Consider the following 26,987-nt stretch of genomic DNA (forward strand, 5'->3'; position numbering starts at 1 on the left):
TCTCAGGCCGCCCCGTCTTCGTCGTCTTCGTCCTCTTCCGCGCCGGCTTCCTCGTAGAGCGCCTTCTCCGGGTGGTGGAAGGTGTTGGTGCGGGGTTGGCCGTAGTCGAGGTGGGGCGGTGGGATCCAGTCGGTGTCACCATTTTTGCGTTTTCGGGTGGTCCAGCCGCCCGGTTGGACGAGCTTGTGGTCGGGGCCACAGGCCAGGGTGAGCCCGTTGATGTCGGTGCGGTGGGTGGTCGCCCAGTCTTCGACGTGGTGCACCTCGCACATGTAGCCGGGCACATCGCAGCCGGGCCGCGTGCAACCACGGTCCTTGGCGTAGAGCACAATTCGCTGACCGGGCGAGGCCAGGCGTTTGGTGTGATACAGGGCCAGGGCTTCGCCCTTGTCGAAGATCGCAAGGTATTGATGCGCATGGCGGGCCAGGCGAATGACGTCGGACATGGGCAGCAGGGTGCCGCCGCCGGTGAGCCCCCGACCGGATGCCGACTCAAGGTCTTTCAACGTGGTCGTCACGATGATAGAGGCCGGTAAACCGTTGTGCTGGCCCAGTTTTCCCGATGCCAGCAGCGCGCGCAGCGCGGCGTTCAGGCCGTCATGGTTGCGTTGCGCGGTGCTGCGCGTGTCGCGCCGTGCCGCTTCCTCGGCGGGTGGCCCGTCGACGGTCGGTGTGTCGTCGTCGGGGTTAGCCATGCCGGGGGCGGCGAGTTTCGCCAGCACCGCCTCGAAGGTGGCGCGGGCCTCGGGGGTCAACCAGCCGCAGAGCCGCGACATCCCGTCGAGGTCCTGATTGCCCAGGGTCAGGCCCCGGCGTCGCGCGCGGTCCTCGTCGCTGAAGTTCCCGTCCGGATTGAGGTAGGCGGCGAGCCGTTCGGCGAGTTTGGCGAGTTCATCCGGCCGGTACTCGGTGGCCAGGTCGGCCAGATGGACTTCAGCGGTTTGGCGGGTGTCCAGATCGACACCGCAGGGTAGCCCATGGACGAAATCCCGCAGCACTCGCACGTGGCCAGAACCGATGCGCCCACTGCGCTGGGCGGCCGACGCCCGGGCCAAGAGTGGGGGCAGCGGTTCGCCAGTTAGCGCCCGTCGCGGACCCAGATCGGCCGCCTCGGCCACCCGCCGGGTCGCCTCGGCGCGGGTAATGTGCAGCCGGTCGGCGAGCACATGGGACAGCTTGCCCCCGAGTTCTTCTGGGCCGGCTTGCTCGGCGATCTGATTGATCAACTCATGTCCCGGCACAGGCAGCCGCCGCGCCTCGAGCTCGAGCTTCGCCAGGTAGGTCAACCGCTCCGGCGTGGTGAGCGCGTCGTAGCGGTGGGCGACAATCCGCGATATCACCTCGCGCAGCGCGGCGTAATCCGCCTCGATCTCCTCGCGACTACTCGAACGCATGTTCGAATGCTATCGCCGCCCACCGACACCTTCACCGCTGCAGGTAGTCGGCGACGAAATCGACGGTTCGGCGATGCCATTCGGCCCACCGCCGGACCATGTAATGGCCCGCACCCTCGACGCCCACCCACTGAGCGGCCAGCCCGCGCTGACCAGCCCGCACCGTCTGCGCGCGCGATGCGCCCGGATCGGTCCAGGTATCCGCAGTGCCGTGCAGCACCAGCAGTCGAGTGGGCGGCGGAATCAGCTCGCCGTCGCCGCCCACCCACCACGGCGCGAGCGCCACCACCGCGCCCACCTCAGCCCCGCCGGCCAGGTGCGCCGCGACCCGGCCGCCCATCGAATGACCCACCAACACAACGCTTTTCGGCTCAAACCGGTTGCGGACTCCGTCGAGCACATGCTTGGCGTCGCGCAGCGCGTCCAAGCGAGGCCCATTCCAGCCGCGATACCGATACTGGACGCGACGCACCTCGACATCGGGCCCGAGCCGGCGCCGCAATGCCTTGGCGACCAACATCATCCGGACGTTGGCCAGTTGCCACCACCGCGAGGCCTCTTCGCTTCGCGCCTTGCCGCCCGGCAGGACCAATACACACCCGCGCGGTTCCACAATATTTATTCGGAGCCGACGTCGACGCGGACACGATTCCCGACTGCAGAATCCTTAAGTCTGTTCGTACGTCCCGTAGATGTAGGCCCGCGCGATCGCGTGCTGGAACAGATTGAACCCGAGGAAGGCGGGGCTGGCGTCCTCGGGAAGGTCGAGCTTGTCGACGTCGACGGCATGCACCGCAACGTAGTAGCGATGCGCGCCATGACCGGGGGGCGGCGCCGCACCGACGTAGCGGCGCATCCCCGCATCGTTGACCAATTGCAGGGCGCCGCCGGGCAACTCGCCGCCGTTACCGGCATCGTCGGGCAATTCGGTGACGTCGGCGGGCAGGTTGGCCACCGCCCAGTGCCAGAACCCGGACAGCGTCGGGGCGTCGGGGTCGTAGACGGTGACCGCGAAGCTACGCGTCTCGTCGGGGAATCCCGACCAGCTCAACTGCGGACTGACGTCTTCGCCCCCGGCACCCAGGATCCCGCTGATCTGCGGTGTGGCGAGCGGCTGGCCATTGGTAATCGAATCCGAGCTCAGGCTGAAAAACGGCAGCTTGGGCAGCGCGTCGTACGGGTCGGTCGGCAAGCTCATGGCGATCCTCTCTCCTAGCAATGTGTCCTAGCAACGTGTCCTAGCAACGTGTCCTAGCAATGTGTCCTAGCAATGTGTCAGGAAGTGGGTCAGCACGTCGGTGCCGAACCGCAACGCGTCGATGGGTACCCGTTCGTCGACGCCGTGGAACAACGAAGAGAAGTCCAAATCCGGCGGGAGTCGCAACGGGCTGAACCCGAAACAACGAATACCCAAGCGCGCGAAGGATTTCGCGTCGGTGCCACCGGAAAGCATGTAGGGAACCGTCCGGCCGTCCGGGTCAACCGCGAGCACGGCGGCGTTCATCGCGTCGACCAGGTCCCCGTCGAAGCTGGTCTGATACGCCGGCAAATCCCTGATCCACTCTCGAGTCACGTCGGGGCCGAGCAACTCGTCGATTTCGGCCTCGAACGCCGCCTGCCGGCCGGGCAGCACGCGGCAGTCCACTACCGCTTCCGCAGTCGCCGGGACGACGTTGGCCTTGTACCCGGCCTTGAGCATCGTCGGGTTTGCGGTGTCGCGCAGCACCGCATTCAGCATGCGGGCCATCGACCCCAACTTTTCGATCGTCCCCTCCAGGTCGGCCGAGTCGGTGTCGAATGTCAGGCCGGTCTCCTCGCTGATGGCGGCCAGGAACTCGACGACGGTGTCGGTGAGGACGAGCGGAAACTGATGGCGGCCCACCCGCGCGACGGCCTCGGCAAGGGCGGTCACCGCGTTCTGATCATTCACCATCGAGCCGTGCCCAGCCTTGCCCCGGGCGGTCAGGCGCATCCATTGGATGCCCTTCTCGGCGGTCTCGATCAGGTACAGGCGGCGATCACCGCCGTCGGCGCGCGGCACCGTGAGGGAAAACCCGCCCACTTCACCGATGGCCTCGGTGATGCCGTCGAACAGATCGGGCCGATTGTTGACCAACCACTGCGCGCCGTAGTGACCGCCATGCTCCTCGTCGGCGACGAACGCGAACACGAGGTCTCGCGGCGGCACGATGCCGTCGCGCTTCAGCTTGCGAGCGACCACGATCATCATGCCGACCATGTCCTTCATGTCGACCGCCCCGCGGCCCCAGACATAGCCGTCCTCGACCGCTCCGGAGAACGGGTGCACGCTCCACTCGGCCGGTTCGGCCGGGACCACGTCGAGATGCCCGTGGATGAGCAGCGCGCCGCGCGAGCGGTCCGCGCCCTCGAGTCGGGCGAACACATTTCCCCGTCCCGGCGCACCGGATTCGAGGTATTCGGGCCGATAGCCGGCATCCGCGAGCTGCTCGGCCACCCAGTGAGCGCACTCCGCCTCACCTTGCGTGGTCTCGGGATCGCCGGTATTGGTGGTGTCGAACCGGATCAACCTGCTCACAACTTCGACCACGTCATCGGTGGCCTCGTCTGGGGCGGCGCGGGGAACGTCGGTCTCACCGGTCACAACCCCCTTTCCTACCACTGCCTCCCACAATTGACCGGGCCGGTGGGCGCGACGCAGAGCCACGAGCTGGGTTGGGAGCGCGCGGGCCGATCCGATAGCCTTAGCTGCCAACTCTCGTTGGTCGGTCCGAGTGGCGGAATGGCAGACGCGCTAGCTTGAGGTGCTAGTGCCCTACTAATGGGCGTGGGGGTTCAAGTCCCCCCTCGGACACACGACTGAGGCGAGCGAAATGGACGCTCGCGTTCATTTCCGAGCCGATGGAGTGTGTTGAGCGGCGAAGCCGCGATCACACCGTTTCACGACTGGATGCGTCGCTTCGGCGGTGGGTAAACGGCTCGGGCGATCGTCGCCGATAGCCACCCGATGACCCATCCGCCGAACACCATGACGATCTTGTGCGTGGTGACGCTGTCGGCCGTCGCGGAAACGCCGGCCAGGATGAGGACCCATACCATCGCACAACCAACGCTGTATGCCGTGTAGGTGTGGAAACGCCGTTTCATCGCGCAAATCCTCTCGATCTTGTTCAGGTACAACGCTATCCGGTTTCCGATTATCGTTCGGGCCGAAAGACGCTTCGCCGAGCTTGCGGGCACACGTAGGCTGGAAAGAGCCCAATGGCCGGGAGTGCTGACCCTGGAGTGCAACCGATGAACCCACCTAGTGGCTTTCTTCGGCGAACGGCGACGCGGACGTTCCGCGACCGCCGCGAGGCCGGCCGCGCGCTCGCCGAGGAGCTGACGTCCTACCGCGACAAGGACCGCAACGACGGCAACGTACTGGTCCTCGGGCTGGCGCGGGGCGGCGTGCCAGTCGCCTTCGAAATCGCTTCGGCCCTGCACGCTGAGCTTGACGTGTTCCTGGTTCGCAAGCTCGGGGTGCCGCGCTGGTCCGAGCTGGCGATGGGCGCGTTGGCCAGCGGCGGCGGCGTGGTGATGAACGACAACGTGATTTCCAGCCTGCACATCACCGACGATCAGGTGCGCGAGGTGATCGACAGCGAGACGGCCGAGCTCGCGCGGCGCGAACGTGCATACCGGGGCGGGCGCCCGCTCTCCGATCCGGCAGGCAAGATCGTGATCCTGGTCGACGACGGCATCGCCACCGGCGCCAGCATGATGGCGGCGGTCCGGGCGATACGTGCCGCCAAACCGCAATCGATCGTCGTCGCGGTTCCGGTCGGGCCGGAGTCAGTCTGCCAGGAGCTCGCCCGCGAGGCGGACGACGTGGTGTGCGCGACCATGCCGCCCGCGTTCGAGGCCGTCGGACAGGTCTACGACGATTTTCATCAGGTCAGTGACGACGAGGTGCGCGAGCTGCTCGCCAGACCAACCAGCTGACTACTGGGTAGATTCCCCATCCGCCTTGGTGCCGGCGTCCTTCGCCGACTCCTCGGGGACTTCCTCCGGGTAGTCGACGGCGGCATCCTCGCCATCCCCGGTCTCTTCTTCGGCAACGGCTTGTTCGCCCATGTCACGCCGCTGGCGCTCCCGCAACGCGTCGACGATCAGCAGCACCACGCCAAGGACGCTGGCGCCGATGCACACCCAGGCCACCAGCTCGTTGCTGGTCACGACCGCGAACACCAGCGCAACGAGCCCGATCAGGGCCAATACGAGCGCAATGATCAGCATCGGTCATCCTCCAGCAACGGGCGGGACTGCCTAGTGCGGGTCCAGTGTGCCAACCCTGCAGTCCGGCACGGATGGCGGGCTAGTTGTTACCCCGATTGAATTGGTCGAACCCGCCGGCATCCGCGCTGGAGTCGACGGGCGCCGCCGATCCGCGCTGGCCGAGTTCCTCGAGCTGAGATTCCAGGTAGGTCTTGAGTCGGGTGCGGTACTCGCGTTCGAAAGTGCGCAGCTGCTCGAGCCGGCCTTCCAGCACCGTGCGCTGCTGGTTGATGGTTCCCATGATCTCGGAGTGCTTGCGTTCCGCGTCGGCCTGCAGGGCGTCGGCCTTCTCCTGGGCCTGCCGCAACTGCGTCTCGGAGCGGGTTTGGGCGTCGGCCAGCATCGCGTCGGCGCGCTGCCGGGCCTCGGCGACAGTGCTGTCGGCGGTGCTGCGGGCCTCGCTCAGGATCTGGTCGGCGTTGGCGCGGGCATCGGCCAGCATCTTGTCCGACTCGGCCTTGGCGGTGCTGGTCAGCCGGTCGGCGGTGTCCTGAGCGAGGCTCAGCACCCGAGCGGCCTTCATGGCCTGCTCCTCGGTGGTTCCCGCGAACGCCGCCGGTTCGGGCGCCGCCACAGGCGCCGGCTTGACGGGCTCGGGTTCGGGTTCGCGGACAGGAATCGCCTGAGTCGGCTGAGCCGCAACGGAGGGGCCAGCACCGGCGCCGCCGCCGGCGGCCAGCTCCCGGTCGAGCTCCTCGATCCGCTGTCGCAGATCGGAGTTCTCTTCTATGAGCCGCGTCAGCTCGTTCTCCACCAAGTCGAGGAAGGCGTCGACCTCGTCCTCGTTGTAACCGCGCTTGCCGATTGGTGGCTTACTGAACGCCACATTGTGGACGTCGGCTGGTGTAAGCGGCATTGTTCGTTCCCCTCAAGTTCCTGTCAAACGTTCTGGAAAGTGTAGAACGGAGTGGTAGCCGTTGTGCAACTGCCGCCCATCCTGTCACACCAGACTCGGCGGTTGCCGATTAGGCCGATAAATAAGAACCAATTTCACAGACTAAGAGCAATAAAATCCCAATCCTTAAAATTTTAAAATTGCGCGCATCAAACCGACGTCGAACCGTGGCCGAACCGTCGCCCGGTCGCATGCGGGTGGGTCATGCCGCGGCGCCGAACGCCAGTTGCATGCCGATGAACGCGACCAGCAGCAGCACCATGATGGACAGGTCGAAGCGCACGGCTCCGATGGTGAGTTGGGGGATCAGCCGACGTAGCAGCTTCACCGGTGGATCGGTGATCGACATGATGATCTCCAGGATCACCACGGTGATGCCGGTGGGACGCCAGTCACGGCTGAACGAGCGGATGAACTCGACGACGACCCGAGCGATGAGCAGCAGCCAGAAGATGAACAGCGCAAACCCAAGGATCTGAAAGAACAGCACCAACGAGAGCCCGACCTTACCGATAATGAAGACTGACGAAGACTGACGGTGTCAGTCGCCTGATGTCAGTCGCCGCACGCTAGCGCGGCAATGGCCAGCGTACCGACTGCATACAGCGTCACACATCAAGTGTGGGCGGCATCGCAGCTCAAGCGGGTGACCTGGCTGTTGGTCTACGGGTTATTGGTAAGCGTAGAAGCCGGTTTCGGCGATCCGGCGACGCTCCTCCGGTGTGACGTCGACGTCGGCGGGCGACAGCAGGAAGACCTTGGTCGCGACCTTGTCGAACGAGCCGCGCAGCGCGAAGGCCAGGCCGGCCGCGAAGTCGACCAGTCGCTTCGCGTCGGCGTTGTCCATCGACACCAGGTCCATGATGACGGGGGTGCCATCCCGGAACCGCTCGCCGATGGTGCGGGCCTCGCTGTAGTCCTTGGGCCGCAGCGTGGTGATCTTCGACAGCGGGTGGCCTTCTTCGAACATCATCGCCATGCGGCGTGGGTCCATCGCCAGTGCGCCGCGGGTGGAATTGCGCAACCACGACCCGACGCGCGGCCTGCTCATGTCGGACCGGTCGAAGTCGCGGGGATGGACGGGGCTGTAGCGCGGTTCGTCGCCGTAGCCACCGCGATAGCCACCGGGCGGTGGGTAGTCCGGCTCGCCGCGTGGGTCGTCGTAGTCCCGTCCCTCGTAGCGGCCGTACCCGTCGTCGAAGCGAGGGCGCGGGAAGCCGCGAGACGGGGCGTGGTCGTCGTAGTACTCGTCGTCGTAGTCGTCCATCGGGGCCATACCGAAGTAGGCCTTGACCTTATGCAGTGTGCTCATTGCGTTGACCCCTTCTAGCCCCTGGGATTATTGGTGTCCGTGATGAAGATGTGACTACAGTGACTACTCACGGTGACGGTAACTGCCGCGGACCCAATAGCGCGGTACCGACACGCACACACGTCGAACCATGTTTGACGGCAATTTCCAGATCGTCGGACATGCCGGCGGACAGGCCCACCGCGTTCGGGTGCGATTCGAGGACTCGACGGTGCTCCAATTGCAGGCGGTCAAAGGCCTCGTCCGGGTCCCAGTCCAGCGGCGGGATGCCCATCAATCCGACCAGCTCCAGGCATTTCGACTGCTGAACCTGCCGACAGACGTCGTCGACGGCCCCCGGCGCCCGAATGTCGACGCCGCCGCGCGACGCGTCGCCGTCGAGGCTCACCTGCACGTAGACCCGCAGCGGGTTGTCGCGACTCCCCTCGGCCAGGGCCGCCGCGACGGCTCGGTCCAGCGCGGTCACCAGCTGCGCGCTGTCGACCGAGTGGGCGGTGTGGGCCCAGCGAGCCAGGGAACGGGCTTTCTTCCGCTGAATCCGCCCAACCATGTGCCAGTGCAGTTCCAGCCAATCCGCGCGCCCGGTATCCGTTCGACCCCGAGCTTCCGACAATCGAGTGAGTTCGGCCACCTTTGCCGCGGCTTCCTGCTCCCGCGATTCGCCAACGCATCGACAACCCAATCGAGACAAAATCGCAACATCGGTTGCTGGAAAGAATTTGGTAATGGGGAGAAGTTCAATTTCGCCGACATTGCGACCCACCGCTTCCGCGGCCATCGCGAGTCGCGAACGGACCGCTGCCAACGCATGAGTCAATTCCGATTCCCGGTTTCCTTGACTCGACCCCGCCGCCCCCATGTCCACCGCCACGGCGGTCACTCCATCCAGACCAGCGATGCCAGCCGCCCGGTCGGCGCACCCCGGCGATGGCTGAACAGTGTCGGGTCGGCCACCGTGCAGCGCGGATCGATGTCGATCGAAGTGACGCCCAAATCCCTTAGCTGACAAGCGATTCCGGCACGAAGGTCGAGTCCGGGCGTCCCGGCCGCCGTCGTGGTGCGGCTGCCCGGCAGTGCCGCCTCGACCTCGTCGGCCATGGCCGCGGGCACCTCGTAGTGACGGCCGCTGACCGCCGGGCCGAGCAGGGCCGAAATGTCGCCCGCGTGGGCGCCCAGCCGCAGCATTGCCTCCACCGCGCGCGCGACCACGCCCCGCTGAGCCCCGACGCGGCCGGCATGCACCGCCGCGGCCACACCGGCGCGCGCGTCGGCCAGCAGCACCGGTACGCAGTCGGCGGTCACCACCGCCAGCGCCAGGCGGGGCGTGGTGGTCACCAACGCGTCGGTCTCGTCGACGGCGGCATCCCGCGGCTCGTCGACCACCTCGACTCGATCGCCATGCACCTGGTTCATCCACACCACCCGGTCGGCGCCCCCCTGAACACTCAGGCCGATGGCGGCGGCCAGCCGGGCGCGGTTGGCGGCGACGGCCTTCGGGTCGTCGCCGACGTGGTCGCCGAGGTTGAAGGAGTCGAACGGCGCCACCGAGACGCCGCCCGCGCGGGTGGTGGTCACCCGCCGGATGCGAACGCTCACATGCCCAGTATCCGGACGCCCTTGCCGTTCAGGTGTCAGCGACGTTCCGCCGCGGCCGGTTTGTCGCGGACTGGCAAGCAAAATGAGACCCTCAGCGGCGCATGAACGGCGGCACGTCGACGTCGTCGTCGTCGCCGCCAATGCTCAGCGTCGAACCGTTGGTGTGCACCGGCACACTGACGGCGTCGACAGGCTCGAACAACGTCGAGGTGAGCTTGCCGGCCTTTGCCGACTCGATGCGGTGCGCGCCGGTCTTCTCCCCCTTGTCGGCACTCCCGCCGAGCAGGGGTTTGCGACCCGGGCCGGACGCGTCGAAGCCCGCCGCGATGACGGTGACCCGCACCTCGTCGCCCAGCGAGTCGTCGATGACGGTGCCGAAGATGATGTTGGCGTCCTGGTGGGCGGCGTCCTGCACCAGCGATGCCGCCTCGTTGATCTCGAACAGGCCCAGGTCGCTGCCGCCGGCGATCGACATCAGCACGCCCTGCGCGCCCTCCATCGATGCCTCCAGCAGTGGCGAGTTGATCGCGATCTCGGCGGCCTTGAGCGAGCGGCCCTCGCCTCGCGCCGAGCCGATGCCCATCAGCGCCGTACCCGCGCCCGACATGATGCCCTTGACGTCGGCGAAGTCGACGTTGATCAACCCCGGCGTGGTGATCAGGTCGGTGATGCCCTGCACGCCGTTGAGCAGCACCTCGTCGGCGCTGCGGAACGCGTCCATCAGCGACACCGCGGCATCGCCCATCTGCAACAGCCGGTCGTTGGGGATCACGATCAGGGTGTCGCAGCTCTCGCGCAGCGAATTGATGCCGGTTTCGGCCTGGTTGCTGCGCCGCTTGCCCTCGAACGAGAACGGCCGAGTGACGACGCCGACGGTCAACGCCCCGAGTTTGCGGGCGATGCTGGCGACGACGGGTGCCCCGCCGGTGCCGGTGCCGCCGCCTTCGCCGGCGGTGACGAACACCATGTCCGCCCCGCGCAGCAGCTCCTCGATCTCGTCCTTGGCGTCGTCGGCGGCCCTGCGGCCCACCTCGGGGTCCGCGCCGGCGCCCAATCCGCGGGTGGAGTCGCGGCCGACGTCGAGCTTGACGTCGGCATCGCTCATCAACAACGCCTGCGCGTCCGTGTTGATCGCGATGAACTCCACGCCCTTGAGGCCCTGCTCGATCATCCGGTTGACGGCGTTGACGCCGCCGCCACCGATACCCACGACCTTGATGACGGCCAAGTAGTTGTGCGGGGGGGTCATCATTTCTCTTCCTCCCTGGTGGGACTCGGTGTCTCCGCCTGGCAAACTCTCAACCTCAACCATAGATTTAGAGTTATGTCAAGTAGTTCCGCAACCAGAACGGTATGGGCATCACGCGCGCGAATCTCGCAGGCGCGCCGACGCGGCACGCGCAAATTTTGTGACGTCGAACGTGCGGCTGGCCGCACATTCGGCGCCGGGCGTGCGGCTGGCCGCACATTCGGGCCGTCGCCGCTATTTCACGGTCGGCAGATCGGGACTGGACACGTCGTAGGTCTTGCCGGGCTGCGTCAACAACGCCACCAGCTTTTCGGCCTTCTCCTCGGTGCGGTCGGTGGTCCCCCAGATCACCACCCGCCCATCGGCCAGGGTCAGGGTGATCGACGCCACCGAGGGCGCCGCGACCCGACCGACCTGACTCGCGACCTCGGGCCGCAGCGCCAACAAAACCTGCAGCGCGGCCTTGGTCACCGGGTCGGTCGGCCCCGGATTGGCCACATCGAGGTACGGCAACGCCGGCGGTGGCGGAGCCGTCGCGAAGTCAACGCCGTCGCGATCGAACAGGTGTGGGCCGTCGGCAAAATCCTTCACTGCCACTGGGACTCGCTCGACGATGGTGATCCGCAGCGCCGACGGGTACTGACGCTGCACCCGCGCGCTGGCCACCCGGCGAATCGTCGCCACCCGGTCGGCGACCTGGTTGGTGTTGATCTGCAAGAGCGGTGTGCCGGGCCGCACCCGCGCGGCGTCGAGGACCTCCTCGCGGGTCACCACCGAAAGCCCGGTGACAACGATGTTGCGGGCCGACATCGCGGGCGTGAAGTACAGAATCAGCCCGAGCCCCACCCCGACGACGGCGATCACCACCGACACCAACAACATTTTCAGGCCTCGAACAACGCCCCGCGCAACGGGTTTGGGCTGGTTGACGATGCGGCCACTGACACGGCGCTTGGCCTCGCGGCGCGCTTCCTCGATCGCGCGGGCGCGCTCCTGGGCGGCACGGCGCTCGGCCCGTTCGCGGCGGGCGCGCCGCCGCGGCCCCTCGAATTCGGGTTCCTCCGCTTGGGTTTCACTGTTTTGCGCTCCGAGGGGTTCGGTCACCGCGCTGTCAGCATCCGAGGCAGAGCCGGCCGCCAGGTCGGTCGGCGGGGCGTCGTCGGGTTCGCTCATTGCGGCACCCCGGGCTGACCGGGCGCCTCGCGGTTGGCCCGCACCCGCAGCGCGGTCACGATCTCCGGCCCCAGCATGGTCACGTCGCCGGCACCCATCGTCACGATGACATCGCCCGGCCCGGCGGCCGCGGCCACCTCCTGGGCAACCGCCGAGAAGTGCGGGAGGTAGCGCACCGGCACGCTGACGTGCTCGGCAACGCTTGCCCCGCTGACACCCGCAAGGGGTTGTTCGCGTGCCCCGTAGACGTCGAGCACGAACACCTCGTCGGCGGCGTCCAGCGCATGTCCGAAATCCGCCGCGAAAGCCTTTGTCCGCGAATACAAATGGGGCTGGAACACCACCAGCGCGCGGCCCTCACCGCTCTGCTCGAGCACCGTGCGCACCGCCGCCAGAGTCGCGCTGATCTCCGTCGGATGGTGGGCGTAGTCGTCGAATACCCGCACCGACCCCTTGCCGACGCTTGCCGACCCGACGAGTTCGAATCGGCGCCGCACCCCTTCGAAGCCGGCGAGCCCGTCGAGCACGGCGTCGGCCGGGGCGCCGACCTCGACCGCCGCCAGCAGCGCGCCCAGCGCGTTGAGCGCCATGTGTCTCCCGGGCACCGAAAGCCGCATAACGCGCGGGTGCGATTCGCCGGCCAACTGGATGTCCGCAACGGCCCCGGTGCCCTGCTGCTCCCACGACAGCAGCGCGCCGGCCAGGTCCTGGTCCGACTGCCCTTGCGGCCCGGACCCGTAGCGCAGCACCCGAATTCCCAACTCCGCGCTGCGTTGGGCCAGCGCCGCCGCGCCGGGGTCGTCGGTGCACACCACCAGCGCTCCCCCCGGGGCGAGCCGCTCCACGAAGGTGTCGAACACCCCGACGTAGGCGTCGGCGCTGCCATAGAAGTCGAGGTGGTCGGTCTCGATGTTGGTGACCACCGCGACGTTGGGCGTGTACTCGAGTAGCGAGCCGTCGCTTTCGTCGGCCTCGGCAACGAAACAGGTGCCGCTGCCATGGTGGGCGTTCGTGCCGGCCTCGCCGAGCTCCCCGCCGACCGCGAACGACGGGTCCAGCCCGCAGTGCTGCAGGACGACGATCAGCATCGAGGTCGTCGTGGTCTTGCCATGCGTGCCGGTGACCATCAGCGTGGTGCGCCCAGCCATCAGCTTGGCCAGCACCACCGGTCGCAGCACCACGGGAATGCCGCGGCGCCGGGCCTCGACGAGCTCCGGGTTGGTCTTCGGGATCGCGGCGTGGGTGGTGATGACCGCGGTGGCGCCGCCGGGCAGCAGATCCAGCGACGACGCGTCGTGTCCGATCCGGATCAGCGCCCCGCGGGCCCGCAACGCGTGGATGCCGCGCGATTCCTTGGCGTCCGAGCCGGATACCTGGCCGCCGCGGTCCAGCAGGATGCGGGCGATGCCGGACATGCCGGCACCCCCGATACCCACCATGTGCACCCTCTGCAGCTCGGGAGGCAGCTCGGGGCGTGGCTCGGGGGGCAACGGCTCGGTGCCGCTCACCGCCGGCCCCCGGCCGCCAACCGCGCGACGTCTAGCGCCGCCTGGGCCACCCGCCGCGCCGCGTCCGGATGCCCCACCCGGGCGGCCGCCGCGGTCATCGCAGCGAGCCGCCGCGGATCGGTGAGCAGGCCGATCACCCGCCGGGCGACCAGGCTCGGCGTCAGATCCGCGTCGGCGACGAGCACGCCGCCGCCGGCGTCGACCACCGGCAGGGCGTTGAGCCGCTGCTCGCCGTTGCCGATCGGCAACGGCACGTAGATGGCCGGCAGGCCTACCGCCGACACTTCGGCGACCGTCATCGCGCCGGAGCGGCAGATCACCAGGTCGGCGGCGGAGTAGGCCAGGTCCATCCGGTCCAGATACGGCACCGCCACGTAGGGCGGATCGCCGGGCTCGGGTGTGCGCAGTTCGAGGGTGTTCTTGGGGCCGTGCGCATGCAGCACGGACACGCCCGCGGCGGCCAGCTCGGCGGCGGCGCCCGAGACCGCGCGGTTGAGCGAGACCGCGCCCTGGGAACCCCCGAAAACCAGCAGCACCCGAGCGTCGGGAGCGAAGCCGAAGTGCCGGCGCGCTTCGGCGCGCAGTGCCGCGCGGTCCAGCGCGGTGATGGCCGCGCGGACCGGGACGCCGACGACCTCGGCGCGGCGCAGCCCGGAATCCGGCACCGCGGACAGCACCCGGTCCGCGCCGCGCACGCCGACGCGATTGGCCAGCCCGGCGCGGGCGTTGGCCTCGTGGATCACCACCGGAATGCGGCGCCTGCGACGTAGCGGCCCGGGAATGCCGCGCGCGGCGAGGTAGGCGGGCAGGGCCACGTAACCGCCGAACCCGATGACCACGTCGGCGTCGACGGCGTCGAGCACCGCGCGGGTCTCTCGAACGGCGCGCCACACCCGCGTCGGCAGCCGCGCCAGGTCGCCCGTGGGCTTACGCGGCAGCGGGACCGGCGTGATCAGCTCGAGGTGGTAGCCGCGCTCGGGCACCAGCCTGGTCTCGAGCCCGCGCGCGGTGCCCAGCGCGGTGATCCGGACCTGCGGATCCAGGGCGGACAGCGCGTCGGCGACTGCCATCGCGGGCTCGACGTGCCCCGCGGTGCCGCCCCCGGCCAGTACGACCGACAAAGCGGCACCGGCGGGCGAGGAATTTTTCCCCCGCCCGCCGGTCGCCTTCCTGACCGTGTTGTTCACCCGTAACGCTGACCTTCCAATGCACGAGCGCGCCGTGGTTGACGCTGGCCGGCGGCCTGACTGGCGCGGCGCTGGCCAGATCCATGATGCCCTGAGCGACGGGCCGGGCGGCCAGCCGTACGGGGGAAAGCCGGCCGCAGCGGCGGGTCGGGGTTCCGGGCAGCCTTCCGCGCGGGCCCCTGGGCGGCCTTTCGGCCCCCGGCGGCGGGACGGGTCCGCTTGCGATCGCGGAACGCCTCGATGCGGGTCGGCACATACGGCTGGGGCAGCGGCAACCGCAGCAGCCGGTTCATCTTGTCGTCGCGGCCGGCTCGCAGCGCGGCGACCGCCTCGGGTTCATGGCGCGCCGCGTTGGCGACGATTCCAATCATGAAAAGTGTTGCGGCCGTTGATGTTCCGCCGGCAGATATGAGCGGCAGCTGCAAACCGGTGACCGGCAGCACGCCGATCACGTAGCCGATGTTGATGAACGCCTGGCCCAGCACCCACATCGTGGTGGTGGCGGTCAGCAGCCGCAGGAACGGGTCGGCGGAGCGGCGCGCGATCCGCATGCCGGTGTACGCGAACAACCCGAACAGCACCAGCAGCGCGAACGCCCCGACGAAGCCGAGTTCCTCGCCGATGATCGCGAAGATGAAGTCGTTGTGCGCGTTGGGCAGGTAATTCCACTTGGCCACACCCTGGCCCAGACCGTCGCCGAAGATGCCGCCGTGGGCCAGCGCGAATTTCGCCTGCCGCGCCTGGTAACCGGTGTCCTGGGGGTCGGTTTCCGGGTTCATCCAGGAGCGCACCCGGTCCGAGCGGTAACCGGCGGACATCGCCAGGATCGCGCCGGCGATGAACACCGCGAACAGCGACGTGACGAAGACCCGCAGCGGCAACCCGGCATACCACAGCAGGGCCAACAGGATGATGCCCAGCGAGACCGTCTGCCCGAGGTCGGGCTGGGCCACGATCAGCGCCAGCGCGATGACCGCCGCCGGCACCAACGGGATCAGCATCTCGCGCAGCGAGGCCCGCTCCATTCGTCGCGCCGCCAGCAGATGCGCACCCCAGATGGCGAACGCGATTTTCGCCAGCTCGGAGGGCTGCATGGAAAAGCCGGCGATCACGAACCACTTGCGAGAGCCGTTGGCCAGGTTGCCGATTCCCGGCACCAGCACCAGCACCAGCAGGATGATGGTGACCACGTATCCGGGGAACGCGACGCGGCGGATGAACCGCACCGGCATCCGCATCGCGAAGTAGGCGCCGATGACCCCGATGACCGTCCACAGGACCTGCTTGCCGAAGATGATCCAGGCGGAGCCGTCGTCGCCGTAGGACCGCACGCCGGAGGCCGACAGCACCATGATCAGCCCGAGCGTGGTCAGCAAACCGGCGACGGCGATGATCAGGTGGAACGAGGTCAGCGGCCGGCCGAGCCAGGCGCCGAACCGGTTGCGGAACCGGTTGCGCGGGCCGCCATCTTCGCTCCCCGAAGCCTTAGCCTGCGGCGTTGCTACTTCCGCCTTGGTTTCGGGCTCGGCCGGGGCCTCAAAGGCCGCGTCGTCGGAACCGGCGTCGTCGGGGCCTGCGTCGTAGGGTTCCTCGTCGAGCATGGCGTCTGGTTCGGCCGCGTCCGTCGCGGCGGCCGGTTCTTCGGCCTCGGCCCGCTTGGCCGGGGTTGCGTTCGTTCCCTTGTCCCGGCCCTTGTCCCGACCCTTGTCCCGGCGTAAGAACCGGTTCAGCGCGTGACCCATACCCGCCTACCGGATCGCCGCGCGCACGGCGGCGGCGAAAGCGTCGCCACGGTCGGCGTATCCGGTGAACTGGTCAAACGACGCGCCGGCCGGTGCCAGCAGCACCGTGTCGCCGGGCTTTGCCATGTCGCGGGCCGCCCCCACGGCCGCGGTCATGACGCGAATGCCGAGATCGTCGCTCGAATGTTTCACTTCTGTCACATAGGTACCAGAGACCACAGCAGTCGCATGCATATCAGCATCCTCGCCTGTCACAACGTGGACGACGGGGACATCCGGCGCGTGTCGCGATAACGCCTCTGCAACCTCTCCGCGATCTCGGCCGATTAGCACCGCTCCGACCAGCCGAGATGCGATCCTGGCGACCTCGGCGTCGATGGATGCGCCCTTCAGCAAACCACCAGCCACCCAGACCACCCGCGGGTAGGCCAACACCGACGCTTCGGCGGCGTGCGGGTTGGTGGCCTTGGAGTCGTCGACGTAGGTGATCCCGTCGGCGACGGCCACCACCTCAGCCCGATGCCGGCCCACCCGGAACGAGGCGATCGCGGCGGCGATCGCCTCGGCGGGCACACCGACGCTACGGGCCAGCGCCGCGGCGGCCAGGGCATCGAGAACCCCGACCGGGCCGGGCACCGGTATCGACTCGGCCGGCAACAGCGTCAGGTCGTCGGAGAAGGCGCGGTCGACCAGCTGGCCGTCGCGCACGCCGAGTTCGCCCGCGGCCGGTTCACCGAGCCGAAAGCCCACCCGCACCGGCGCAGCCGCGGCATCCAGCAGGGCGGCGGCCCGGGCGTCGTCCAGACCAACGACCGCCACCGTGCCGTTCAGCACCCGGGCCTTGGCCGCGGCGTAGTCGGCCAGAGTGCCATGCCAGTCCAGGTGGTCTTCGGCGATGTTGAGCACCACGCCCGCCTCGGGCCGCAGCGACGGCGCCCAGTGCAGCTGGAAACTCGACAGCTCGACGGCCAGCAGCTCGGCGGGCTCGGCCGAGTCTTCCTCCAGGAGGTCCAGCACCGGGGTGCCGATGTTGCCGCACAGCAGGCTGCGCCGGCCCGCCGCCATCAACATGGCCTGCAGCATCGACGTCGTCGTGGTCTTGCCGTTCGTGCCGGTGACGACCAGCCAGCGGCGCGGCGGCCCGTAGTAGCCCGCCGCCTCCAGCCGCCAGGCGAGCTCCACGTCGCCCCAAACGGGCACGCCGGCCGCCGCGGCGGCCGCCAGTAGCGGCGTGGTCGGTGCAAAGCCGGGGCTGGTGACGACCAAGGGGAAGTCCGAGATCCGTTGCGTGGCAGCCGATGTGGCCATGCTGGCTACCCCGCTCTCGGCGTAGTCGCGCAGCGTGGCGGGATCGTCGTCACACAGGGTCGCGGCCGCACCAAAACGCTTCAGGGCCGCCAGGGCCGCCCGGCCCGTGACGCCGCCGCCGGCCACCAGCACCGGCGCGCCCGGCGCCAGCGGCTCGAGCCCGGACATGTCAGGCACCGATCGCGGCGAGCCACTCACCGTAGAAAAGGGCCACGCCCAGACCGCAGGTGATCGCGGTGAGCAGCCAGAAGCGGATGATCACCGTGGTTTCGGCCCAGCCGACCAACTCGAAATGGTGATGGAAGGGCGCCATCCGGAACACCCGGCGCCCGGTGGTGCGAAAAGCCAGGATTTGCAGGACAACCGAGGTGACCTCGGCGACGAACAGCGAACCCAGCACGACGGCGAGGATCTCGGTGCGGCTGGTGACCGACAGCCCCGCGATGATGCCGCCCAGCGCCAGCGACCCGGTGTCCCCCATGAAGATCTTGGCCGGCGCAGCGTTCCACCACAGAAAGCCGATGCACGCGCCCGCGGTCGCGGCCGCGATGATCGCCAGGTCCAACGGATCCCGCACGTTGTAGCAGCCCAGCCCCGGCGCGGTGACGCAGGCGTTGCGGTACTGCCAGAAGGTGATCAAAACGTAGGCCCCGGTGACCATCGCCATGGTTCCGGCGGCCAGCCCGTCCAGGCCGTCGGTGAAATTGACCGCGTTGGACCAGGCGCTGACGACGACCACGCAGAACAGCACGAACAGTCCGGGAGCCAGTGTGACGGTGGCGATTTCGCGGACGTAGGACAAATCCGCGCTGGCCGGTGTCAAGCCGTTGGCGTTGCGGAACTGCAACACCAGCACGCCGAACAACACCGCGGCGGTGATCTGCCCGACCGTCTTGGCCGTCTTGTTCAGCCCAAGGTTGCGCGACCTGCGGATTTTGATCAGGTCATCGACCAATCCGACGCCTCCGAGCACGGTGGCCAGGCCCAGCACCAGCAGCCCAGACGCGGAGATCCCCCCGCCGTCGAATGCCAGCCCGACGAGGTGCGCGCCCAGATAGCCGGCCCAGATGCCGGCCACGATCGCCACCCCGCCCATCGACGGCGTGCCGCGCTTGGTGTGGTGGCTGGGGGGCCCGTCCTCGCGGGTGTGGTGGCCGAAGCCCTGCTTGGTGAACAGCCGAATCAGCGCTGGAGTCAACAGGATTGAGACGGCCACCGCGACGGCGACGGCGATGAGGATCTGTCTCATGGGCGCGCCCCGCCGGCGGCGTTATCGGCGGCCAGAGCGTCGGCCAGGCCGCCGAGTCCGGCCGCGTTCGACGCCTTGACCAGCACCACGTCGCCGGGTTGCACTTCGGCCCGCAGCAAGGCCAGGGCGGCGTCGCCGTCGGCGACGTTCACGGCCCCTCTATCGGCCCCCGGACCGGTCTCCGAGCCCCACGAGCCCTCCATGACCGCTCCGTGGTGCATGGCGCTCATCGACCTCCCCATTCCCACCACAACGAGTCGAGACACATCTAAGCGCACCGCCAGCCGGCCGATGCGATCGTGCTCGGTTATCGCGTCGTCGCCGAGCTCGGCCATTTCGCCCAGCACGGCCCAGCTGCGCCGGGGCCGGGCCCGCTCTTCGCCGCCATGGGCGATCCACGCCAGCGCCTGCAGCCCGGCCCGCATCGAGTCGGGGTTGGCGTTGTAGGCGTCGTCGATCACCGTCACCCCGTCGGCGCGGGTGGTCACCTGCATCCGGTGCCTCGACACGGGCCCGGCTTCGGCGAGCGCGGCGGCCACCTGCCCGACGCTGGCGCCGCATTGCAGCGCGACGGCGGAGGCGCACAGCGCGTTGGTGACCTGGTGATCGCCATACACGCCGAGCTGCACCTCCGCCTCAACAGCGCCTCGCGGGTCCATCGCGTGCAGGGTAAAACGCGGCCTGGCCAATTCGTCCAACGACACGTTTTCCGCCCAGACGTCGCTGGGCCCGGAGTCGGTCTGGCTGGCCCGGCTCACCCGGACCACCCAGGCCGCGGTGACATGGGCCATCGCGGCCACCGTCGGGTCGTCGACGTTGAGGATGACCACGCCGGATTCCGGAACAGCTTGTGGCAGTTCGGCTTTGGTGCGGGCAATAGCCTCATGCGAGCCGAACTCACCCAGGTGGGCGGTGCCGACGTTGAGGACTACCCCGATGGCGGGCGGGGCGATGCGCGCCAGCTCGGCGATGTTGCCGGGGTGCCGGGCCGACATCTCCAGGATCAAGAAGTCGGTGCCCCGCGTCGCGCGCAACACCGTCCACGGATGGCCCAGTTCGTTGTTGAACGATCCGGGTGGGGCCACCACCTCGCCCAGCGGCCGGAGGACGGCCGCCACCAAGTCTTTGGTGGAGGTCTTTCCCGACGAGCCGGTTATCCCGATGATGGTCAGCCCGCCGGCGACCAGCTCCGCGGCCACCGCCGTGGCCAGCTTGGCCAGCGCGGCCAGGACCGCGGCGCCCGACCCGTCGGCGTCATGCTCGAGCACGCTGGCGCGCGAATCCGCGGGGCCCGCCGGGGGCACGACGATGGCGGGGACCCCGACGGGCCGGGCGCCCAGCACGGCGACCGCGCCGGCGGCGACCGCCGAGCCGGCATGGTCGTGCCCGTCCGAGCGGGCCCCGGGCAGAGCCAGGAACAGCCCCCCGGGACCGATTGCGCGCGAGTCGAATTCGACGCTCCCGGTGATGCGGAGTTCGGCGGCGGCCTCGGGCGAGATGTCCGCGAGCGTGCCGCCGACGATCTCGGCGATCTGGGCGACAGTCAGGTCGATCATCGCGCGGCCCCGCGGGCCCGTATCGCGTCGGCGAGCTCCACCCGATCGTCGAAGGGCCGAGTATGGCCCGCGCTGCGCTGCCCGGTCTCGTGGCCCTTGCCGGCGATCACGATCACATCACCAGGGCCGGCCCAGGCGACGGCGTGGTCGATCGCCGCGCGACGGTCGCCGATCTCAACGACCTTGGCCCTGCCCTCGGCCGCTCCCGCGAGGATTTCGCGGCGGATTGCCGCGGGGTCCTCGTCGCGCGGGTTGTCGTCGGTTACGACGACCAAATCGGCCAGCTCGGCGGCGATTTCGCCCATCGGCCGCCGCTTGCCCGGGTCGCGGTCGCCGCCGGCGCCGAACACCACGGCCAGCCGTCGACCCGGCCGCAGCAGCGTGGTCAGCACGGCCCGCAGCGCGCCCGGCTTGTGGGCGTAGTCGACCAGCGCGAGGAAATCCTGGCCGCAGTCGATCTCTTCCAGCCGCCCGGGGACCCGGGTTTCGAGTAGTCCCGGCGACGCCTGTTCGACGGAGACCCCGACGGCGTTGAGAATGGCCAGCGCGACAAGGCAATTGGCGACGTTGTAGCGCCCGGGCAGCCGGATGCCGACCCGGTGCCGGCCGCCGCCGGGGTCGACGACGGTGAACTCCTGTCCCCCGGCTCCCATCGGCGCGACGTCGACGGCTCGCCAATCGGCGGGCTGGTCTTCGGCGCTGACCGTGATCGCCGCGCCCGCCCGAGCGGCCATCGCGCGCCCGGCGTCGTCGTCGATGCACACCACCGCCGTCCGGGCGCGCAGCGCGGAGTCGGGGTCGAACAGCAACGCCTTGGCCTCGAAGTAGTCGGCCATGGTGGGGTGAAAGTCGAGGTGGTCACGGGAGAGGTTGGTGAAAGCGCCCACCGCGAATCCGGTGCCGTCCACCCGGCCCAGCGTCAGGGCGTGGCTGGACACCTCCATGACCACGGTGTCGACCCCGCGTTCGGCCATGGCGGCCAGCATCGCCTGCAGCGTGGGCGCTTCCGGGGTCGTCAGCGTGCTGGGAACGTCGATGCCGTCGATGCGGATGCCGACGGTGCCGATGAGCCCCGGGGTGCGCCCGCCCGACCGCAGACCGGACTCGACCAGATAAGTCGTGGTGGTCTTGCCCGACGTTCCGGTGATGCCGACGATGGTCATCTTCTCGGAGGGGTTTCCATACACCGTGGCGGCCAGGCCACCGAGCACGCTGCGGGGCGCGGGGTGCACCAGGGTGGGCACGCTGCCGCCCTGGGCGCCCATCTCCGCGAGCCCGGCGGCGTCGGTGAGCACCGCGACGGCGCCGCGTTCGATCGCCTCGCCGGCAAATCGCGCGCCGTGGGTGGACGAGCCGGGCAGGGCGGCGAACAGGTCACCGGGCTGAACATCCTGGGCACGCAGCGTCACACCGGTGATCGCCACGTCCGGCACGGCCGCGGCCTGGCCCGCCAGAACGGCGCCCACCTGGGCGGCCAGCGCGGGCAACCGCACGCCCGCAGCATCGCGGGGACGCAACCCAGTGGCCACCACCTGTGTCACCTCCCTGACGACGCGGCCTGATCCCCATGATCAGCCATGACACCCTACCTAGGCGCACGGCCCAACGAGGTTGGCTCGTCCGTCGAGTGTGCGTTGAGGGCTCTCAGTGCGCGCTGGTGGCGCCCTCACCGCACACTCAACGGCTAGGGGGTGGTCGGCCCCTAGGTGGCTTGCAGCGTCAGTGGCGGACCCGGGTCGGGTGACAGCGGGACGTTCTCCCGCTGCATCAGCCAGCCGGCGATGTTGTGGAACAGCGGGGCCGCCGAGTGTCCCGGAGTGCCGTCGGCGTTGCGCTGCGGGTTGTCCATCATGATGCCGATGACGTAACGGGGGTTGTCGGCGGGCGCCATTCCGGCGAAGGTGATCCAGTAGACGTCGTCGAAGTAGCAACCGCAGCCGGGGTTGATCTGCTGGGCGGTACCCGTCTTGCCGGCAATTTGATAGCCAGGTACACCGGCCGCCGGCGCGGTGCCCTGCTGGTACCCCATCGGGTCGCGCTGCACGACGGCGCGCAGCATGCCCCGCACGGTCTGCGCCGTCTGCTGCGACACCACCCGAATCCCCTCCGGGCGGGGTTCTTCGGTGCGAGTGCCGTCGGGCGCGATGGTGGCCTTGATGATCCGCGGCGGTACCCGCACCCCGTCGTTGGCGATGGTCTGGTACATGTCTGTCATCTGCAGCAGGGTCATCGAAAGGCCTTGGCCGATAGGCAGGTTCGAGAAGGTGCTGCCCGACCACTGGTCGATGGGCGGCACCACGCCGGCGCTCTCACCGGGCAGCCCGACGCCGGTGCGCTGACCCAGCCCGAACTTGCGGAGCATGTCGTAGAAGCGTTCCGGGCCAACACGCTGCGCCAGCATCAGGGTGCCGATGTTCGACGACTTTCCGAATATGCCGGTGGTGGTGTAGGGCATCACGCCGTGTTCCCAGGCGTCATGCACGGTGACCCCGCCCATCTGGATCGAGTTGGGTACCTGCAGCACCTCGTCGGGGTTGGACAGGCCGTATTCGATGACCGAGGACGCGGTGATCACCTTGTTCACCGAGCCCGGCTCGAACGGCGAGGACACCACCAGGTTGCCCAGCTGCTTGTCACCCTGACGCCCGATGTCTTGCGACGGGTCGAAGGTGTTGTCGTTGGCCATCGCCAGCACGTCGCCGTTCTTGGAGTCCAGCACGACGGCCGAAACGTTGTGCGCCCCAGAGGCGTCCTTGGCCAGTTGGACTTGCTGCTGAACGTAGAACTGGATGTCGTCGTCGATGGTGAGCTGGACGGTCGAACCGTTGACCGCCCGATGCCGGTTGCGGTAACTGCCGGGGATGACCACGCCGTCCGAGCCGCGGTCGTAGGTGACCGAGCCGTCGGTTCCCGACAGCACGGCGTCCAGCGAGTCCTCCAGCCCCAGCAGCCCGTGCCCGTCCCAGTCGATGCCGCCGACGATGTTGGCAGCCAGCGATCCGCCTGGGTACTGGCGCAGATCCTGCCGCTCCGAACCGACTTCGGGATACTTGTCGGAGATCGCGCCGGCGACGGCTGGGTCGACGGCGCGAGCCAGGTAGACGAAGTTGTCGTTGCTTTGCAACTTCTTGAGGACGGTCTGGTAGTCCGGCTTGTTGTTCAGCCGGGCCGCGACCTCCTTGGCGATGTCCCGCGTCCGCTGCTGCGGATCGGGTGCGGCCGAGTTCTTGTTCTTGGCCTCTTCCAGTTGCTTGCGAATCCGCTTCGGCTGGAACGTCAACGCCCGCGACTCGATGGTGAACGCCAGGCGTTCGCTGTTGCGGTCGACGATGCTGCCGCGGACGGCCTTTTCGACGTCGGTGACCTTGAGCTGGCCGGCCGCCTGGGCCCGCAGCGTCGGGGCGTTCGTCACCTGCAGGACGAACAGCTGGACCACCGCCACCAGCATCAGCGCCAAGATGGCCGCATTGCCGGCTCGATGCCGGAAAACAAACGACGCGCCGCGTGTGCCGGCGTCCACCAGCTGACGGGTCCGCCGCTCCCGTGTGGAGCGACCCGGCGCATCGGACCGTCCGGCCGCGCGGGACTTGTTGGCCTCCTTGGCCTTCGGGGCTTTCTGGGCTTTCGCGGCTTTCTCCGGCTTGCGGGCTCGCCTCGTCTTCCCAACCTCCTTGGCTCCCCGCGCACTACCGGGACCGCGGGTCGTCGGCGACCGGCGGGCGCGCCGGGACTCGCCCCGGCTCACCGGGGCGCACCCGTCACCGGCGCCGGCGCCACAGCCTGGGGCGCTTGCGCCCCCGGTTGCACCGGAACCGGCACCTCGGCGGGCAGCGGCGCGGGCACCCGGGGCGCGGCCGGGATCGGCAGCCCGCCCAACGGAACTGACACTTCGGCAGGCAGCGGCCCAGTCGCAGGGCTTCCTGTCGCCGGACCCACGGGCGGCGGACTCGCGGGCGCCGGCAGGCCCGGCAGCGGTAGCACACCGGGGAACTGCCCGATGGCCGGCCCGCCGGGCATGCCCGGCAGCGGCGAAGTGGGCTGCGTCAGGTGCTGGCCGCCGACCGTCGTCGAGCCATCAGGCGCGCGCAGCAACGCCTCCGGCCCAGACCTGGCCGGCGCCGGCGGAACACCAGGACCGGCGGGGACGGCCTGTACCCGAACCGGGACCTCCGGGGGAAGCGCCGCCGGCTTCGGGGGTGGCGGCGGGCCCGGCTCGGGAAGCTTGGTGTTCAGGGGCGGCGGCGGAACGCCGTCGGCCGGCTTGGGCGTGCCCACGACGACCCAGTTGCCGGCCGGATCCTGGACCAGGTGGGCCGTGTCCCGCGTCGGGATCATGCCCTGCTTGCGGGCCGCCTCGGCGAGAGCGGGCGCCGACTCCGCCTCGCGCACATCGCGTTCCAGTGACTCCTTCTGCTGCTGCAGCAGCCGGTTCTTCTCCCGGGCGTGGCTCAATTGGTAGGAGCGCTCCGCGGAATCGGTGGACAACCACAGCGTCAGGCCCAGCCCGAGACCGAGGGCCCCGATCACCAGCACGACGAACGGCACCTTGCGTGCCAACGTCCGGGGCCGCAGGTCGATCGATGCCAGCCGGGTGGCCAAACGTTCACTCAGGCGAGGCCGGACAACCTTGGGCGCCTTGGCTTTTCGCGCCTTGGCCCGGGCCTTGGCCTGACTCGTGTTCTTGGGGCGGACCGGCCGCTCGACCGGCCGGGCGATCGGGCTGGTCTGCGGACCCGACTTGGGCACCCGGGCGTCGCGGGTGGGCGCGGCGCTCCTGCCCGGCCGGGTCCGCCGCGACGATGCCGACTCTGCGGCGGCGCGCCGACTTTTGCGGGCGGCGCCGTCGCGTCGATCCCGGCGGTCACCGACAGCGCGGCGTTTCTGGGTGTCGCGCTTTGCCTTCATGCGTCGCCCTTCCCGGTTGTCTGCGCTTCGGCATTCGGTTCCACCCCGTGTTGCACCCGTTGCAAGGCCCGTAATCGCACCGCGGCGCTGCGCGGGTTGCGCTCGATCTCGGCGGCGTCGGCGCGTTCGGCACCGCGCGTCAACGACCTGAATCGCGGTGCGTGCCCCGGTAACTCGACCGGCAGGTCCACCGGCGAGCGCGAGGCGATCGCGTCGGCGAACACGCGCTTGACGATGCGGTCTTCCAGGGACTGGTAGGCCAGCACCACGATGCGGCCCGCGGCGGTCAGGGCGTCCAGCGCGGCGGGAATGGCGCCCCGCAACGAATCCAGCTCCTCGTTGACCGCGATCCGCAGCGCCTGAAACGTGCGCTTCGCCGGATGCCCGCCGGTACGCCGGGCCGGGGCCGGAATCGCTTGGTAGATCAGGGCAACCAGCTCGGACGTCGACGTCAACGGGGTACGGGCACGCTGCCGGACGATGTGGGCGGCGATGCGGCGCGCGAAGCGCTCCTCACCGTAGCGGCGCAGGATGTCCGTCAGGGCGCGCTCGTCGTAGGTGTTGACGATGTCGGCCGCCGTGAGCGGCGAGCGCGGGTCCATCCGCATGTCCAGCGGCGCGTCCTGGGCATACGCAAAGCCCCGCTCCGCGCGGTCGAGCTGCATCGACGAGACGCCGAGATCGAACAGCACACCGTCCACCGATTCGACTGGGGCGTAACCTGATTCGGCCAGCGCCGCGGCAAGCCCGTCATAGCGCGTGTGCACCAACGTGATTCGGTCTTCGAACTGCCTCAGCCGACTGCGGGCGATGTCCAGCGCGCTGGGGTCGCGGTCGAGCCCGATCAGCCGCAGGCCCGGCAATTCGGTGAGGAACCGCTCCGCGTGCCCGCCTGCACCTATGGTGGCGTCGACGAGGACCGCTCCCGAGCCGCCCGGGTGGTAGCGGGTCAATGCTGGGGTGAGCAGGTCGACACAACGTTGCGCCAGGACGGGCACATGCCCGAATTTCCGTGGGCCCAAATCTTCTGGATCGTCAACCACCGCAACACCTCCCCGGATCGGGCGAGACGCCCAGGCACCGAGGTCCCTGTCCGAAGGCACGAACCTGGCGTTGGGGAAGTACGCCAGGGTCGGTTCGGGCAGAGGCCACGATGCACGGGCATGCGCCTCAGATGATGTCGCCGAGTGCTTCATCGCTGGCCGCGGAGAAGTTCTCTTCGTGGGTTTGCTGGTAGTCGTGCCAGGCCTGCGCATCCCAGATCTCCAGGTAGTCGACCGCCCCGATCACCACGCAGTCCTTGGAAAGGTTGGCGTAGCGGCGATGGTCGGACGACAGGGTGATGCGTCCCTGCGCGTCGGGATGCTGCTCGTCGGTGCCGGCCGCGAGATTGCGCAGGAATGCCCTGGCTTCCGGATTGCTTCGCGAAGTCTTGCTCGCCCGCCGGGCCAGCTGCTCGAATTCCGTCCGCGGGTACACAGCCAGGCTGTGATCTTGGCTCTTGGTGACCATCAACCCCCCTGCCAGTGCATCGCGGAATTTGGCGGGCAACGTCAGCCGCCCTTTGTCGTCGAGCTTGGGCGTGTAGGTGCCGAGAAACACCAGCTCACCTCCCAT

Annotated in this window: 24 protein-coding genes, 1 tRNA gene and 1 pseudogene; 2 read left to right on the plus strand and 24 right to left on the minus strand. The window is 69.0% G+C overall.

Going from position 1 to position 26,987, the window contains the following annotated elements; genetic code table 11:
• Positions 1-2 precede the first annotated feature (2 nt).
• The 4 genes from ACQI5H_RS19670 to ACQI5H_RS19685 all read right to left on the minus strand — a co-directional run bounded on the left by ACQI5H_RS19670 (position 3) and on the right by ACQI5H_RS19685 (position 4,017).
• The gene (locus tag ACQI5H_RS19670; RefSeq protein ID WP_427080997.1) at positions 3-1,394 is read right to left on the minus strand and encodes an HNH endonuclease signature motif containing protein; all 1,392 of its coding nucleotides are present in this window, start codon (positions 1,392-1,394) and stop codon (positions 3-5) included.
• 31 nt (positions 1,395-1,425) lie between these two features.
• Positions 1,426-2,007: an alpha/beta fold hydrolase gene (locus ACQI5H_RS19675; RefSeq protein ID WP_427080998.1), complete on the minus strand. Its 582-nt coding sequence runs from the start codon at positions 2,005-2,007 to the stop codon at positions 1,426-1,428.
• Between the two features lie 54 nt (positions 2,008-2,061).
• A complete protein-coding gene (locus tag ACQI5H_RS19680) occupies positions 2,062-2,592 on the minus strand; it encodes a YbhB/YbcL family Raf kinase inhibitor-like protein (protein ID WP_427080999.1) in 531 nt (176 codons plus the stop codon).
• Between the two features lie 66 nt (positions 2,593-2,658).
• Complete coding sequence (locus ACQI5H_RS19685; RefSeq protein WP_427081000.1) at positions 2,659-4,017, minus strand: M20/M25/M40 family metallo-hydrolase; 1,359 nt, start codon at positions 4,015-4,017, stop codon at positions 2,659-2,661.
• 124 nt (positions 4,018-4,141) lie between these two features.
• Between ACQI5H_RS19685 and ACQI5H_RS19690 the strand changes: the two genes are divergently transcribed.
• Positions 4,142-4,227 (plus strand) — tRNA-Leu (locus tag ACQI5H_RS19690).
• 86 nt (positions 4,228-4,313) lie between these two features.
• On the opposite strand, the gene ACQI5H_RS19695 is transcribed toward ACQI5H_RS19690, so the two are convergent.
• Positions 4,314-4,520, minus strand: coding sequence for a hypothetical protein (locus ACQI5H_RS19695; RefSeq protein ID WP_427081001.1), 207 nt, complete (start codon positions 4,518-4,520; stop codon positions 4,314-4,316).
• A gap of 132 nt (positions 4,521-4,652) precedes the next feature.
• Between ACQI5H_RS19695 and ACQI5H_RS19700 the strand changes: the two are divergent.
• Positions 4,653-5,357, plus strand: a pseudogene (locus ACQI5H_RS19700) (phosphoribosyltransferase); the annotation flags it as partial.
• Here the strand turns inward: ACQI5H_RS19700 and ACQI5H_RS19705 are convergent.
• The 19 genes from ACQI5H_RS19705 to mraZ all read right to left on the minus strand — a co-directional run bounded on the left by ACQI5H_RS19705 (position 5,358) and on the right by mraZ (position 26,972).
• Complete coding sequence (locus ACQI5H_RS19705; protein ID WP_427081002.1) at positions 5,358-5,651, minus strand: hypothetical protein; 294 nt, start codon at positions 5,649-5,651, stop codon at positions 5,358-5,360.
• A gap of 79 nt (positions 5,652-5,730) precedes the next feature.
• Positions 5,731-6,546, minus strand: coding sequence for a DivIVA-like cell division protein Wag31 (wag31, locus tag ACQI5H_RS19710; protein ID WP_427081003.1), 816 nt, complete (start codon positions 6,544-6,546; stop codon positions 5,731-5,733).
• A 241-nt stretch (positions 6,547-6,787) separates the two neighbouring features.
• Entirely contained in the window at positions 6,788-7,078 is a 291-nt protein-coding gene (locus tag ACQI5H_RS19715) for a YggT family protein (RefSeq protein ID WP_067007636.1), read from the minus strand.
• A 177-nt stretch (positions 7,079-7,255) separates the two neighbouring features.
• The gene (locus ACQI5H_RS19720; protein ID WP_427081004.1) at positions 7,256-7,897 is read right to left on the minus strand and encodes a cell division protein SepF; all 642 of its coding nucleotides are present in this window, start codon (positions 7,895-7,897) and stop codon (positions 7,256-7,258) included.
• A gap of 67 nt (positions 7,898-7,964) precedes the next feature.
• Entirely contained in the window at positions 7,965-8,756 is a 792-nt protein-coding gene (locus ACQI5H_RS19725; protein ID WP_427081055.1) for a YggS family pyridoxal phosphate-dependent enzyme, read from the minus strand.
• A gap of 17 nt (positions 8,757-8,773) precedes the next feature.
• Positions 8,774-9,493 (minus strand): peptidoglycan editing factor PgeF, encoded by a 720-nt coding sequence (gene pgeF, locus ACQI5H_RS19730; protein WP_427081005.1) that lies wholly within the window; start codon positions 9,491-9,493, stop codon positions 8,774-8,776.
• A gap of 91 nt (positions 9,494-9,584) precedes the next feature.
• Positions 9,585-10,742, minus strand: a complete 1,158-nt coding sequence (gene ftsZ / locus ACQI5H_RS19735; protein ID WP_076062373.1) for a cell division protein FtsZ — start codon at positions 10,740-10,742, stop codon at positions 9,585-9,587.
• A 234-nt stretch (positions 10,743-10,976) separates the two neighbouring features.
• Entirely contained in the window at positions 10,977-11,915 is a 939-nt protein-coding gene (locus tag ACQI5H_RS19740; protein ID WP_427081006.1) for a cell division protein FtsQ/DivIB, read from the minus strand.
• The gene (gene murC / locus ACQI5H_RS19745) at positions 11,912-13,354 is read right to left on the minus strand and encodes a UDP-N-acetylmuramate--L-alanine ligase (protein WP_427081056.1); all 1,443 of its coding nucleotides are present in this window, start codon (positions 13,352-13,354) and stop codon (positions 11,912-11,914) included. The genes ACQI5H_RS19740 and murC overlap by 4 nt, the downstream gene beginning before the upstream one ends.
• Positions 13,355-13,419: 65 nt before the next feature.
• Positions 13,420-14,610 (minus strand): undecaprenyldiphospho-muramoylpentapeptide beta-N-acetylglucosaminyltransferase, encoded by a 1,191-nt coding sequence (murG, locus tag ACQI5H_RS19750; RefSeq protein ID WP_427081007.1) that lies wholly within the window; start codon positions 14,608-14,610, stop codon positions 13,420-13,422.
• Entirely contained in the window at positions 14,607-16,352 is a 1,746-nt protein-coding gene (gene ftsW / locus ACQI5H_RS19755) for a putative lipid II flippase FtsW (protein ID WP_427081008.1), read from the minus strand. Before ftsW ends, murG begins: the two co-directional genes overlap by 4 nt.
• 6 nt (positions 16,353-16,358) lie before the next feature.
• Positions 16,359-17,828: a UDP-N-acetylmuramoyl-L-alanine--D-glutamate ligase gene (gene murD, locus ACQI5H_RS19760; protein ID WP_427081009.1), complete on the minus strand. Its 1,470-nt coding sequence runs from the start codon at positions 17,826-17,828 to the stop codon at positions 16,359-16,361.
• A 1-nt stretch (position 17,829) separates the two neighbouring features.
• On the minus strand, positions 17,830-18,909 hold the full coding sequence (gene mraY / locus ACQI5H_RS19765; protein WP_427081010.1) for a phospho-N-acetylmuramoyl-pentapeptide-transferase: 1,080 nt from the start codon (positions 18,907-18,909) through the stop codon (positions 17,830-17,832).
• Positions 18,906-20,465 (minus strand): UDP-N-acetylmuramoyl-tripeptide--D-alanyl-D-alanine ligase, encoded by a 1,560-nt coding sequence (locus ACQI5H_RS19770; protein WP_427081011.1) that lies wholly within the window; start codon positions 20,463-20,465, stop codon positions 18,906-18,908. Before ACQI5H_RS19770 ends, mraY begins: the two co-directional genes overlap by 4 nt.
• The gene (locus ACQI5H_RS19775) at positions 20,462-22,006 is read right to left on the minus strand and encodes a UDP-N-acetylmuramoyl-L-alanyl-D-glutamate--2,6-diaminopimelate ligase (protein WP_427081012.1); all 1,545 of its coding nucleotides are present in this window, start codon (positions 22,004-22,006) and stop codon (positions 20,462-20,464) included. The genes ACQI5H_RS19770 and ACQI5H_RS19775 overlap by 4 nt, the downstream gene beginning before the upstream one ends.
• Positions 22,007-22,167: 161 nt before the next feature.
• The gene (locus ACQI5H_RS19780) at positions 22,168-24,210 is read right to left on the minus strand and encodes a peptidoglycan D,D-transpeptidase FtsI family protein (protein WP_427081013.1); all 2,043 of its coding nucleotides are present in this window, start codon (positions 24,208-24,210) and stop codon (positions 22,168-22,170) included.
• Positions 24,207-25,370 carry a hypothetical protein gene (locus ACQI5H_RS19785; protein ID WP_427081014.1) on the minus strand — a complete coding sequence of 388 codons (1,164 nt, stop codon included), beginning with the start codon at positions 25,368-25,370 and terminating at the stop codon, positions 24,207-24,209. Before ACQI5H_RS19785 ends, ACQI5H_RS19780 begins: the two co-directional genes overlap by 4 nt.
• Positions 25,367-26,566, minus strand: a complete 1,200-nt coding sequence (rsmH, locus tag ACQI5H_RS19790; protein WP_427081015.1) for a 16S rRNA (cytosine(1402)-N(4))-methyltransferase RsmH — start codon at positions 26,564-26,566, stop codon at positions 25,367-25,369. The genes ACQI5H_RS19785 and rsmH overlap by 4 nt, the downstream gene beginning before the upstream one ends.
• Positions 26,541-26,972: a division/cell wall cluster transcriptional repressor MraZ gene (gene mraZ, locus ACQI5H_RS19795; protein WP_076062437.1), complete on the minus strand. Its 432-nt coding sequence runs from the start codon at positions 26,970-26,972 to the stop codon at positions 26,541-26,543. Before mraZ ends, rsmH begins: the two co-directional genes overlap by 26 nt.
• Between the last annotated feature and the right edge of the window lie 15 nt (positions 26,973-26,987).

Source organism: Mycobacterium heidelbergense, assembly GCF_050205645.1.
In the GTDB taxonomy this organism is placed as follows: Bacteria; Actinomycetota; Actinomycetes; order Mycobacteriales; family Mycobacteriaceae; genus Mycobacterium; species Mycobacterium heidelbergense_A.